At 67.5% G+C, this 12,651-nt stretch carries 11 protein-coding genes; 6 read left to right on the top strand and 5 right to left on the bottom strand.

Annotated features, from left to right (window positions below; genetic code table 11):
* The first annotated feature begins 80 nt into the window (after positions 1–80).
* Both C8K36_RS18995 and C8K36_RS18990 read left to right on the top strand, forming a co-directional pair.
* Positions 81–1,769: a SulP family inorganic anion transporter gene (locus C8K36_RS18995; RefSeq protein ID WP_181319635.1), complete on the top strand. Its 1,689-nt coding sequence runs from the start codon at positions 81–83 to the stop codon at positions 1,767–1,769.
* Positions 1,766–3,427, top strand: coding sequence for a SulP family inorganic anion transporter (locus C8K36_RS18990; protein ID WP_107986094.1), 1,662 nt, complete (start codon positions 1,766–1,768; stop codon positions 3,425–3,427). Before C8K36_RS18995 ends, C8K36_RS18990 begins: the two co-directional genes overlap by 4 nt.
* Before the next feature lie 175 nt (positions 3,428–3,602).
* Here the strand turns inward: C8K36_RS18990 and C8K36_RS18985 are convergent, their stop codons facing one another.
* Entirely contained in the window at positions 3,603–4,799 is a 1,197-nt protein-coding gene (locus C8K36_RS18985; RefSeq protein ID WP_107986288.1) for a low temperature requirement protein A, read from the bottom strand.
* Positions 4,800–4,934: 135 nt separating this feature from the next.
* On the opposite strand from C8K36_RS18985, the gene C8K36_RS18980 reads away from it, so the two are divergent.
* The 4 genes from C8K36_RS18980 to C8K36_RS18965 all read left to right on the top strand — a co-directional run bounded on the left by C8K36_RS18980 (position 4,935) and on the right by C8K36_RS18965 (position 9,358).
* Positions 4,935–6,200 carry an aspartate kinase gene (locus C8K36_RS18980; RefSeq protein ID WP_107986093.1) on the top strand — a complete coding sequence of 422 codons (1,266 nt, stop codon included), beginning with the start codon at positions 4,935–4,937 and terminating at the stop codon, positions 6,198–6,200.
* A 7-nt stretch (positions 6,201–6,207) separates the two neighbouring features.
* Entirely contained in the window at positions 6,208–7,269 is a 1,062-nt protein-coding gene (locus C8K36_RS18975) for an aspartate-semialdehyde dehydrogenase (protein ID WP_107986092.1), read from the top strand.
* 175 nt (positions 7,270–7,444) lie between these two features.
* Entirely contained in the window at positions 7,445–8,965 is a 1,521-nt protein-coding gene (locus C8K36_RS18970) for an acyl-CoA carboxylase subunit beta (protein ID WP_107986091.1), read from the top strand.
* 24 nt (positions 8,966–8,989) lie between these two features.
* Positions 8,990–9,358 carry a RidA family protein gene (locus tag C8K36_RS18965; RefSeq protein WP_107986090.1) on the top strand — a complete coding sequence of 123 codons (369 nt, stop codon included), beginning with the start codon at positions 8,990–8,992 and terminating at the stop codon, positions 9,356–9,358.
* A 14-nt stretch (positions 9,359–9,372) separates the two neighbouring features.
* Here C8K36_RS18965 and C8K36_RS18960 read toward each other — a convergent pair whose 3' ends face one another.
* The 4 genes from C8K36_RS18960 to C8K36_RS18945 form a co-directional block, all read right to left on the bottom strand.
* Positions 9,373–9,735, bottom strand: a complete 363-nt coding sequence (locus C8K36_RS18960) for a hypothetical protein (protein ID WP_107986089.1) — start codon at positions 9,733–9,735, stop codon at positions 9,373–9,375.
* 41 nt (positions 9,736–9,776) lie between these two features.
* Positions 9,777–10,262, bottom strand: coding sequence for a DUF6069 family protein (locus tag C8K36_RS18955; RefSeq protein WP_107986088.1), 486 nt, complete (start codon positions 10,260–10,262; stop codon positions 9,777–9,779).
* A 456-nt stretch (positions 10,263–10,718) separates the two neighbouring features.
* Positions 10,719–11,297 carry a hypothetical protein gene (locus tag C8K36_RS18950; protein ID WP_258195496.1) on the bottom strand — a complete coding sequence of 193 codons (579 nt, stop codon included), beginning with the start codon at positions 11,295–11,297 and terminating at the stop codon, positions 10,719–10,721.
* Positions 11,298–11,666: 369 nt separating this feature from the next.
* The gene (locus C8K36_RS18945) at positions 11,667–12,563 is read right to left on the bottom strand and encodes a hypothetical protein (RefSeq protein WP_107986086.1); all 897 of its coding nucleotides are present in this window, start codon (positions 12,561–12,563) and stop codon (positions 11,667–11,669) included.
* Positions 12,564–12,651 lie beyond the last annotated feature (88 nt).

Genomic DNA, 12,651 nt, shown 5'->3' with positions numbered 1-12,651 from the left:
CATCGTCGGATTTCGCGGACGGCAGCGCTTCACCCATCGCGTGTGAAGAACGGGGCGTCGGAATCGGACACGATGGCGACGTGACGTCCCCGACCCGGAACTGGCCCGTGTTCGCCTCGCTGCAGGACTATCGGCGAGGCTGGATCAGGCCGGACGTGGTCGCGGGACTGACCGTCTGGGCAGTGCTCGTCCCCGAGGCCCTCGCATACGCAACGATCGCCGGCGTGCCGCCGGTGGTGGGGCTCTACGCCGCCGTTCCATCGCTGATTCTCTATGCGGCGGTCGGCAGTTCACGCCATCTCGTGGTGGGCCCGATGTCGGCGACGGCGGCGTTGTCGGCCGCGATCGTCGCCCCAATGGCCGGCGCGGACGGAGGCAAGTACGTCGCGTTGTCGGCGGTCCTGGCGATTGCGACGGGATTGGTGGGCCTGCTCGCCGGGTTGATCCGGCTCGGGTTCATTGCGTCCTTCATCTCCGAACCGGTGCTCGAGGGATTCATCGTCGGCCTCGCCCTCACGATCGTGATCGGACAGGTGCCGAAGCTGTTCGGGGTCGAGAAGTCGAGCGGCAACTTCTTCGAACAGGCGTGGGGTGTGATCACCCGTCTCGGGGACACCCAGTGGCGGACGCTCCTGATCGGTGCGCTGACCCTGGCGGTGGTCCTCGGCTTCAAGCGCTGGCTGCCGCTGATTCCCGGATCTCTGCTCGCAGTGCTGCTCGGTATCGCCGCGGTCGCGGTTTTCGATCTCGCCGACCAGGGTGTCGCCATCGTCGGGCACATCGAGGCTGGTCTGCCGGCGGTGGGCCTGCCCGACGGCGTCGGGTTCGACGACTACGTCGACCTGCTCGGTCCGGCGGTCGGAGTGCTGCTGATCGGGTTCGCGGAAGGTCTCGGTGCGGCCAAGACGTACGCGGCGAAGGCCGGCTACGAGGTGGACGCGAACCGGGAACTGCTGGGCCTGGGTGCATCCAACCTGGGAGCCGGCCTGGCGTCCGGGATGGTGGTCAACGGCAGCCTCTCCAAAACGGCTGTCAACGGTGGTGCCGGTGCGAAATCCCAGGTGAGTGGGCTCGTGGTGGCGGTGCTGACGATCACAACGCTCTTGTTTCTGACCGGACTGTTCGAGAAGTTGCCGGAGGCGACGCTCGCGGCCGTGGTGATCGCGGCCGTGATCGAACTCGTCGACATCGCCGCGCTGCGCCGGTTGTACGGGGTGTGGACCGCGCGCCTGGGCCGCATCTACGGCCATGCGGCCCGAGCGGACTTCGCGGCGGCGATCGCGGCGATGGCCGGCGTCCTGTTCTTCGACACGCTGCCCGGACTGGTGATCGGAATCGGGGTCTCGATGCTGCTCCTGCTGTACCGCGCGTCACGCCCGCACGTCGCGCAGCTCGCCAAACAGGGCAACCTGTGGATCGACGCCGAACGGCATCCGGAGTTGCCGACCCGCCCGGACGTGCTCGTCGTTCGAGTCGAGTCGGGACTGTTCTTCGCGAACTGCGATCACGTCAAGACCCGGATCGAGGACCTGTGCACCGAGCGAACCCGCCTGGTGGTGCTGGACGCCGAGACGTCGCCCTACGTGGACGTGACGGCCGCGGAGATGCTGGTGCAGTTGCGTAACACCCTGTCGCAGAGCGGTATCGAACTCCGCGTCGCGCGGGATATCGGCCAGTTCCGCGACACGCTCCGGCGGACGGACTCGGTCGGGGTCTATGCGACGATCGCCGATGCGCTGGCGGACAGCTCGGTGGACGAGAGCACATGACGACGACCGGGGAAGCGGTGTTCGCGCCGACACTCGTCGGCTACCGGAGGTCCTGGCTCCGAGCCGATCTCGTGGCCGGGCTGAGTGCCGGTGCGGTCGTGATCCCGCAGGCTATGGCGTACGCGACCATCGCCGACATGCCGGTGCAGATCGGCCTGTACACGTGCATGGTGCCGATGGTGGTGTACGCACTGCTGGGTGGATCGCGCACCGCGAGTGTCAGCACGACCTCCACGATCGCGACGTTGACCGCATCGACGCTCATCGGTGCCGGTATCGCCGCCGGGTCGGAGGACGCGCAGACCGCGCTCATGACATTGACACTGATGGTCGGGCTCATACTCCTTGCCGCTCGCGTCCTGCGGTTGGGCGCGATCATCGAGAACATCAGCGAGGCAACACTGTCCGGGATCAAGGCCGGCGTCGGACTGACGGTAGCGGCGAGCCAGCTACCGAAACTGCTCGGTGTCCCCGGCGATCCGGACGCCACCGGGTTCTTCCACGTGCTGAACGGTGTGCTGCGACAGCTGGGCGACGCCAACGGTGCGACAGTGGTCCTGTCGGTCGCATCCATCGGCGCGCTGCTCGCAATCGGGCGGTTGGTGCCGCGTGTTCCCGGACCGCTCGTCGTGGTGGCGGCCGGTGTCGCCCTGATCGCGTTCACCGGCCTCCGGGATCGGGGTGTCGCGGTCATTGCCGAAGTACCGCAGGGAATCCCACTTCCCGGGGTACCGTCGTTGCACGACGTTGCCGACCTCCTTCCCGGAGCGCTGGCGATCTCGGTGATGGCGTTCCTGGAGACCGTCGCGGTGGCACGAGGGGTGCGACGGTCCACGGAACCGCCGATCGACAGTGACCGGGAGCTGCTCGCGGGTGGGGTTGCGGCAGTGGCCGGTTCGTTCTTCCATACGCTGCCCCCGGCGGGCGGGTTCTCGCAGACCGCGGTGGCGGTGCGTGCCGGCGCGCGTACGCAGCTGAGCGGCATCGTGACCGCGGCGCTGGCCGTGCTCGTGGCGCTGTTCCTCGCGCCGGTGCTCAGCGATCTGCCGCAGGCGACGCTCGGCGCGATGGTGGTGGTCGCGACGCTGGGCCTCGTCGATCTCGGGTCCTTCGCGCGGTACTGGCGGGTGAACCGGATCGAATTCTGGATCGCGGCCGCGACCGCCGCGATCGGGCTGACGGCCGGACTGCTGCCGGCGGTGCTCGCAGGTGTCCTACTCACCCTGTATCTGGTTCTGCGCGAGCTTGATCGGCCGCACATCGCGCAGCTCGTCCGCGAGGTCAGGGGCGGCTGGCGGGTAGTGGAACCGGACGAGGACCCCGTGCATTCGGATCCGCTGGTGCTGCGGGTCGATTCGGGCCTCTACACCGCGAACGTCCGGGCCAACACCCGTGAGATCGCGCGTCGAGTCGCCCAGGCGCAGCCGTCCACGCTCATCATCGACTGCTCGCGTCTGGCGCAGGTGACGACGACGGTGATGCGGAGTTTCCTCGACCTCGTCAAGGAACTGTCGGATACGGGAGTGGAGGTCTACTTCGCCGCGTTGCCTCGCCGAAACCTCGACACCGTCCGCCGTACCGCACTCGGCCGGGACTACGAGTCGCGCGGGCGGGTGTTCGACAGTGTCGAGTCGGCGGCCCGCGCGCTGTCCGACTGACCGGGGGTTCTTCATGCCCCGCGGGTGAGGAATAGCACGCGTGAAAGGCGTTGGCTTCCTTCATGGGCGAGCTCATGCTGCAACTGCTTCCGGAACTGGCGGGCATGGCCGTCACGCCTGCCGGGATCGCGGTGGTGCGTTCGTCATCCGGAACCTGGTCGCGCCGGCTCGAGAGTCAGGCCCGGATGGTGCGCCGGCCCTCCGCGAACACACGCATCTCGTAGGAGACGAGTGCCAGCAGTACCGCCGTGAGAATGCCGAGCGTGACGAGCGCGGGCAGGTGCCATGCCACCGGGATCAACGCCACCAGCACCACGACAGTGACGGTGCGCGGCACGCTGAACGCGCCCACGCCGTACAGCTTGAAGACGATCAGTCCTGCCAGGTACAGCGCCGCGCCACCGAACATGGCCGCCAACGGCCAGCCCTGCAGGGGGTCGGTGAGGCGGTGGTGATTGCCGTCGCCGACGTAGAAGAGGATCTTCTTCAGACCCAGCGAGAGCATCACGATGCCGATCACCATCGGCAGGTGCGCGTAGCTGTAGCAGCGCTGCGCGATCTGGATGCGGCGCCGGCCCTCGGCCTCCTCGAAGGCGTGCTCGACCATCAGTGAGGTGACGTCGAAGTACGCCCACCACAGCAGCGACGACACCGTCAGCCCGAGCAGCGACGCCACCACGATGGCCCACGTGATCGGCAGGCTTGCCACCCCGATGCCGATCGAGACGATGGACTCACCCAGCGCGATGATCACGAACAGCCCGTGCCGTTCGGCGAAGTGGCTCACCGAGCGCAGCCGCCAGTTCGTGCCGCCGACCAGGGTGCCCAGATAGTCCCCGGCCAGCGCGAGGAACCACATCACTGTCTGCCACGGGCCGGTCAGCTGGGACGCGATCAACAGACAAGCCGTGCCGGTGAGCATCGACGGCACGAACCGCTTGACCTGACCTCGTAGCTGCGGATCGTCCTTGCTGATCACCAGGAACATCAGGATGTGCAGCAGTCGGACGGCGAAGTATCCGATGGCGAACACCATCGGGCCGTCGAGTCCGCCCGGCAGGTCGTCGAACGCCTCGGGGATGGTGAGCGCGACTATGAACACCGCCGACATCGCGGCAAGCATCGCCACCCGCACGACACCCTCGTCGGCGCGCACGAGGTTCGCGAGCCACGAGTAGCCGACCCAGCTCCACCAGAGCACGGCCATCACGAGGATGCCGTGCAGGAGATTGATCCCTGTGGGATCGTCGGCCATGAGGTCGGTGACTCTGGTGAGCGCGAAGACGAACACCAGGTCGAAGAAGAGCTCGAGTGGGGAGACCGAAGCGCGTTCCTCCGTGGGACGCGTGGTCAGCCTGCGGGTGATGTCCACGGCGACGATGCTGCCACCCGCGCGCCCGACAGGTCGCACGCACAGTCGGTGAGGACGCCCTGCACTGACGCGGACACCCCTCGGTAAGCTCGACCACTGGACTGCATCAACCCATCTATCCGGAGGTACACACGCGTGGCTCTCGTCGTCCAGAAGTACGGGGGATCCTCGGTCTCGAGCGCCGAGCGCATCCGACGCGTCGCTGAACGGATCGTCGAGACCAAGAAGGCGGGCAACGACGTTGTCGTGGTCGTCTCGGCGATGGGCGACACCACTGACGAGCTGCTCGACCTCGCGCAGCAGGTGTGCCCCGTGCCGCCGGCACGCGAGATGGACATGCTGCTCACCTCGGGTGAGCGCATCTCGAACGCGCTCGTCGCGATGGCGATTCACTCCCTCGGCGCGAAGGCGCGGTCGTTCACCGGCTCACAGGCCGGCGTCATCACGACCAGCAGCCACGGAAATGCCAAGATCATCGACGTCACTCCGGGCCGGGTCCGCACCGCGCTCGACGAGGGTTCGATCGTGCTGGTGGCCGGCTTCCAGGGAGTGAGCCAGGACAGCAAGGACGTCACCACCCTCGGCCGCGGCGGCTCCGACACCACCGCCGTCGCGCTCGCCGCGGCGCTGAAGGCGGACGTGTGCGAGATCTACACCGACGTCGACGGCGTCTTCACCGCCGACCCGCGCATCGTGCCCGACGCCCAGCGCCTCGACACCGTCTCCTTCGAGGAGATGCTCGAGATGGCCGCCTGCGGCGCGAAGGTTCTGATGCTGCGCTGCGTCGAGTACGCCCGCCGCTACAACGTGCCCGTGCACGTTCGCTCGTCATACACGACCAAGCCCGGAACGATCGTGTCCGGATCGATGGAGGACATTCCCGTGGAAGAAGCCCTGATCACCGGTGTTGCCCACGACCGCGGCGAGGCCAAGGTCACCGTCGTCGGCATGCCCGACACCCCGGGCCATGCCGCCAAGCTCTTCCGTGCGGTCGCCGACGCCGAGATCAACATCGACATGGTGCTCCAGAACATCTCGAAGGTGGAGACCGGCAAGACCGACATCACCTTCACGCTGCCCAAGTCTGACGGCCCGCGCGCGGTGGAGAAGCTGACGGCCCTGCAGTCGGAGATCGGCTTCACGCAGATCCTGTTCGACGACCTCATCGGCAAGGTGTCGCTCGTCGGCGCCGGCATGAAGAGCCACCCGGGCGTCACCGCCAAGTTCTGCGAGGCCCTCGCGGACGCCGGCGTCAACATCGACCTGATCTCGACGTCGGAAATCCGCATCTCGGTGCTCGTCAAGGACACCGATCTGGACGACGCCGTGCGGGCGATCCACGCAGCATTCGAACTCGGCGGCGAGGAAGCGGCCGTCGTGCACGCAGGAACGGGACGGTAGTAGAGCTATGACCAGTGAGACGAGCGAAGCGACGAAGAATGTGACGGTCGCTGTCGTCGGTGCCACCGGCCAGGTCGGCATCGTCATGCGCACCCTGCTCGAGGAGCGCAACTTCCCCGCCGACAAGGTGCGGTTCTTCGCATCCGCGCGTTCGGCCGGTAAGACGCTGCCCTTCCGTGGTGAGGACATCGTCGTCGAGGACGCATCCGCGACCTCCGACGAGGACCTGAAGGGTATCGACATCGCGCTGTTCTCGGCCGGCGCGACGCTCTCGCGCGCGCAGGCCCCGCGCTTCGCCGCGGCCGGCGCGATCGTCGTCGACAACTCGTCGGCGTGGCGTAAGGATCCCGAGGTCCCCCTCGTCGTCAGCGAGGTGAACCCGGAGGAGACGAAGAACCCGCCGAAGGGCATCATCGCCAATCCGAACTGCACCACGATGGCCGCGATGCCGGTCCTCAAGGTGCTCCACGACGAGGCGGGCCTGCAGCGCCTGATCGTCAGCAGCTACCAGGCGGTCTCGGGCAGCGGCATCGCCGGTGTCGAGGAGCTCGTCGGCCAGGTGCGCGCCGTCGTCGGCGACGCCGAGAAGCTGGTGCACTCCGGTGCGGCCGTGGACTTCCCGGCCCCGGACAAGTACGTCGCGCCCATCGCGTTCAACGTCGTGCCGCTCGCCGGTGCGCTCGTCGACGACGGCAGCGGCGAGACCGACGAGGACCAGAAGCTCCGCAACGAGAGCCGCAAGATCCTGGGCCTTCCGGGTCTGCTGGTGTCGGGCACGTGTGTGCGCGTCCCGGTCGTCACCGGCCACTCGCTGGCGATCAACGCCGAGTTCGAGCGCCCGCTGTCGGTCGAGCGCGCCAAGGAACTGCTCGCCGACGCCCCCGGCGTCGAGCTGGTGGACGTGCCGAACCCGCTCGCCGCCGCCGGTGGCGACGTGTCCCTGGTCGGCCGGATCCGTCAGGACCCGGGTGCCCCCGACGGGCGCGGTCTGGCGTTGTTCGTCTCGGGCGACAACCTGCGTAAGGGTGCGGCGCTCAACACCATCCAGATCGCTGAGCTGCTCGTCTAGCTCCTGCTCGTCCCGCGTGCGCGGTCACGCCGGCCTTCAGGTCGGGGTGGCCGCGCACGCGTCATTTCCGCTCAGTGGGGACGCCCGTTGCACCCGGGTACATTCCTTCGTACATTCACCCCGACGGTGGCCGATGTGACCCGGCTCACGCGCGGAATCGAGGAGGGTGTCGAGGGTGTCTACCGGAAACAGTGCCGACTGGGGCCCGCTCCTCGAACGACTGACCGAGCGGAAGGCGTCTGCCCGCGCGATGGGAGGTCCGGAGAAGGTCGCGCGCTACCGCTCGTCCGGACGGCTGGACGCCCGGGAGCGGGTCTGCACGCTGGTGGACCCGGGAACCTTCGTCGAATTGGGGCCGCTCACAGGTGATCCTGCGGTGCCGTCGGACGCGTTCGTCGCCGGAACGGGGACCATCGACGGCCGGCCCGTGACGATCGGGGCGGAGGACTTCACCGTCGCCGGTGGCTCGATCGGCACTGCGGCCGCGTCCAAGCGCGCCCGCGCCGCGCAGCTCGCGCTGCGCAACCGGACGCCGCTGGTGATGATGCTCGAGGGTGCCGGCCACCGCGCCACGAATGCGCTGGAACGAAATCGTCCGGCGCCCAACGACCTTCAGGCGATGGCCGATCTGTCGGGGCTGGTCCCCACCGTGGCGATCGTGACCGGGCCGTCCGCCGGGCACGGGGCGCTGGCCGCGCCCTTGTCGGACTTCGTGATCATGGTCGACGGCCACGGCGCGCTGTTCACTGCCGGGCCGCCGCTCGTGGCGGCGTCCACCGGCGAACAGATCGACAAACAAACGCTCGGCGGACCGCAGGTCGCGATCGAGACGTCCGGCGTCGCCCATAATCTCGCCGAGTCCGACGAGGCCGCGCTGGCCCTCGCCCGCCGGTACCTGTCGTACTTCCCGAGCAGTGCGTGGCAGCGCCCGCCGTGGGTGGGCCCGCACGGTGGCAACCACGATGTCGGCGAGCGGTCCCTGCCGGAGTTGCTCGATCTGATCCCGGTGAACCAGAAGCGGCCCTACGACATGCGGGCAATGCTCGGCGCGCTGGCCGATACCGGCACCGTCACCGAGATCCAGCCCACCTACGGGACATCGATCATCACCGCACTGGTCCGGATCGGCGGACACTCCGTCGCCGTCGTCGCGAACCAGCCGACGGTGATGGCGGGGGCCGTCACCGTGGCCGCTGCCGACAAGGCAGCGGCATTCCTCCAGCTCGCCGGCGCCTTCCATCTCCCGGTACTGTTCCTCGCGGACAACCCGGGCGTGATGGCGGGCAGTGGATCCGAGAAGGCCGGCATCCTCAAGGCCAGTGCGCGCATGTTCGCCGCACAGCATCGGCTGCGAACGCCGAAGTTCCATGTGACGGTGCGCAAGGCGTTCGGATTCGGCAGTTCCGTGATGGGCGCCAATCCGTACGACAACCAGACGATGACACTCGCATTCCCGGCCGTCACGCTCGGTGGCATCCCCGCCGACGTCGGCGGGCGTACCGCGAAGGAAGACGACCATACCCGCCGCGCGCTCGTCGAGAACGAGTCGTCGGGGCCGTGGGCGCTGGCACAGACCCTGTTCTACGACGACGTGATCGATCCGCGAGAGCTGCGGAACATCCTCCTCCGTGGACTCGCCGCGAGTAGACGGGACGACGCCGTCGACCCCGTTGCACACCACGGCTACCTGCGCTGACCTGGAAATCGAAAGGGACACGACGTGTCGAAGAATTGGGAAGAAGAGTACGGCTACTCGAATGCCGTGCTCAGTGGCGATCTGCTGTTCTGCTCGGGCCAGGTCGGCCTCGAGGCGGACGGAAGCGCTCCGGCGGATCCGGAACGGCAGTACGACCTCGCGTTCGCGACGCTCGGCGCGCTGCTCGCCGAGCACGGTGCGGCTCCACAGGATCTAGTGGAGCTGACCAGCTTCCACGTCGGCTTTCCCGAACACATGACCGAGTTCATGGCGGCGAAGGCGCGTTTCCAGAACGGCGCGCGGCCGGCGTGGACAGCGGTCGGAGTCGCGGCCCTCGGGATGCCAGGCATTCTCGTGGAGGTCAAGGCGACGGCCAGGATTCGCGGCGTCTGACCGGCATAGCTCTGTTACACAGCGCCGGAAACGAATTCGTGTGCTTCGCGGGCCGCGTCGCGCCACATGGACAGCGTGCCGTCCAGGTCGTCGTCGTCGAGATCGAAGGAGACCCACTCCTTCATCGTTCGGCTGCCCATCGTGACTTCCCGGGCGGTGCCGGCGGCGACGACCTCCTGGGCGCGGTGGCGCGGTAGCTTGACGATCAGCCGGTGGTCGTGGCCGAGAAACACGAAGATCTTGCCGGCCACGCGCAGGCCCGGGCTGCGAAACATCGTCCCGAACTCGACGAGAGGCTCACGAAGGAACTCGGCAGCAAGTTCGTCGAGCAGCGCGCGTGCCGGATCGAACTCGCCGGTCGATTCACCAAGCCGCACGAGTATCAGCGCCTGCCGGTCGTGGATGCACCTCGTCCGATCTACGTCGGATCCGACGGCCCGTGAGTTCTCCTCGCGCTCGCGGTCAGCGTGCTCTGCGAGGACGCGGCGACGCCTGAGAGCAGTGACACGATCGCGATGCCGACCACGAGGTAGATGGCCCCGCTGGCGACCTGCGACTTGGTGGTGGCATCGACGCTGAACGGCCAGAGCGCCGTCGCGGCGGTGGCGAGCACTCCGATCCAGCTGAAGAATGTCGTCGCGCGAGGCGTCGAGATCAGCAGGAGATGCAGCAGTCCGGTCGCGATCAGCGCCGCGATCGCGGAGTAGACGGCCACGGTGGCGACCTCCGAGTCCCACGGCGTGTGTGGTGGCGAGATGACGGGGGTGTCGATCGGGCCCCGCACGGCCAGGACCCCCACCATGGCGGCCAGGGCGGCGACGATCGCGGTGGCGACACCGCCCGCCCAGAGACGTCTCCAGTTGACCGTGGTGCGGGTTATTCGGGTTGTCGGTTCCGCGCTCATCGAGTGCTCCTCCCGGGACCTCGAACCGGATGTGCCCTGCTGTTCAGGCTAGGCCGGGAGGTGTGGTCCGCGGGCGGCCTCGGAGTAGGAATCGTGGTGCGGAAGAACCGAACGTCGCGAAAGGGTGAAATCGGAGGGTGAAATTCGTCCCCTTCCGCCGGTTGGACCGAATCGAAAATCATTGCCTCGCAGGACGAATCCACGTTGACGCAGAGATCGTTACCCGTGCAAAATTCCGCATAGGGTGCGAACGACGGGGCCGCGCCTGCCGCAGGTGGCACATCTGACAACAGGAGTGGGAACACTCTTCCAGTTCGTCTCGAATCATGCGGGCTCGCTGCAGAGAGCCTTCACCGGATTTGCATTCGGCAGCTGACTGCCAGACTCCCTGGGGAGGGAAAAGGCGCCGGCACCCAATGGGTGCCGGCGCCGCCCCGGGGAAGCGGGGGTGCGGAATCAGGCTGCCGGAGCGGTGGAGCCGAGGGGCAGGCCGGCGATGAGGTCACCGATGCCACCCGGGAGCGCCTCGAGCAGGCTACCGAGATCCAGGTCTGCGGGCAGCAGGGCCTGCAGGCTACCGAGATCGACGCTACCGAGCACGCCGCCGACCGTCACCAGCTGAGGTTCTCCGACCGCTGGAGTCGGGACGGTCTCCGAAACACACTCTCCGACAACGGCATACGCGCCGTCTGCAAGATCGGTGCTGAACGTGTCCTGAGACTCGGGACCGACGCGATCGGCAACATCCGTCTGCCACGACAGGAAGCCGGGCTCGGTGATCTTGCTCGGATCGTCCCTGAGTGCGGGCAGCTTTGCGACCTCGAGTGCAAACGCGCCGCAACTGCTCGTGGGATCGACGTTGGGGTTGGCGACGGTCACCGAGAGGGTGTTCTCCTCCACTGCGGTGGTGATCGTCGGGTTCGTGAGTTCGATCGGCTCGGCCGAGGCCAGAGCGGGTGCCGCGAGCGCTGCCGCGGCGATGATCGCAGCCCCACCGACCGCGTGACCGAGACTCTTCCGATTACGCAACTGCATGTTCATCCCCTTTCAAATGTGAACCATCGGAACGTGATCCAAGCTCACGCATTCTCCGAGACCAAGATCACCTCTCCACCATCGACGCCGTTTGCCCGACCCGCAACAGATGACCCGGGCAAACGGGGCAAAGGGAACGTCAAAATCGGCGTGAGCGAGGAGCTCGACCCTCCCGGGCGGCGCCATGAACTGCGCAAACCGAAAGGTCTCCACTGAAGGTAACGATGTCGTAACGGTCTAACCTGGAGGCTCGATCAATGATTGCGTCGCTTGAGTTTTCGCGGATTGCGCGAGCTCCGCGCGCTCCCGCGGGGAGAGGACACCGAGAAGCGACTCGGTGCGGCGCGGCGACGTTCCTGAGGTGTTCCTTCAGCGAATCATGGAGGTTTCCGTGAGTGGCTCCACCGGTCCGCGCAGGTACCGCCCGATCGGGCCCTCATCGAGCGCGAGCGCCTTCGTCACGACCGAGGCGCCGACCACGATGCCGCACGCGACGAACATCCAGCCGATGGCCGTGAACACCAGGCCCAGTTCGCCGAACTTGGATTCGGCTGTGGCCAGCGTCCGGGGGAGGACGACGTTGCCCCCGATCCGCAGGATCGTCAGACCCGCCGCGGTGATCGCGCCGGTCGTCCACAGCACTCGGGCGGACAGCCGCCGTTCGGTGAGCAGGTAGGGCACCAGGGTCCACAACCCGGTCCACACCACGAACTGTGCGGCCAGGGAGAGCGGGCCGCCCAGATAGGGGACGCCGCGCAGTACCCGGGTGGCGCCGATCAGCGCTGCGGAGGACGCCACCGACAGCAGTACCGCCAGCCACCGCCACCAACTCGCGAATCTCAGGGTCGGGACGTGCCACACCCGTCCGTACATCCGGCCGAGGGCTCGGGCGAAGGAGGTGCCACCCAGCAGGACCATCAGCAACCCGACGATTCCGAAGGCGGCGAACGACGGTTCGTCGACGCCGAAGCTGTCCGGGCCCACCTCGACGCTGTCCATGTCGATGCCGAACTGGTCGAAGAATCCCTTGGTGAACGTGTCGTGGCTGCCGATCGTCGATGCCATGATCACGACCGGCAGCACTGAGGTGAACGACTGGGCCGCGAGGGTCATGGATCGGTCCGCCCACTCGATGTCGACCACGCCGGACAGAATGCGTTGCACGGTCCGACCCGGAGGGGTGCCGCGTAGCCAGCCCTGTGCGGATTCCGACCGGGCGGCGAGCGCCTCCTTGGCCAGGGCGACAGAGAACCTCGAGGACCGCACGACACCCCTCCGAGACAACCGGCGTCGGGGTGGCGGGTGCCGTGCCGACAGACTAACGACAGCGTAGGCGAACCGGAGGTACCTGTCG

The sequence above is a fragment of the Rhodococcus sp. OK519 genome (assembly GCF_003051005.1).
In the GTDB taxonomy this organism is placed as follows: Bacteria; Actinomycetota; Actinomycetes; order Mycobacteriales; family Mycobacteriaceae; genus Prescottella.
This window is presented reverse-complemented; position numbering and strand designations above follow the sequence as displayed.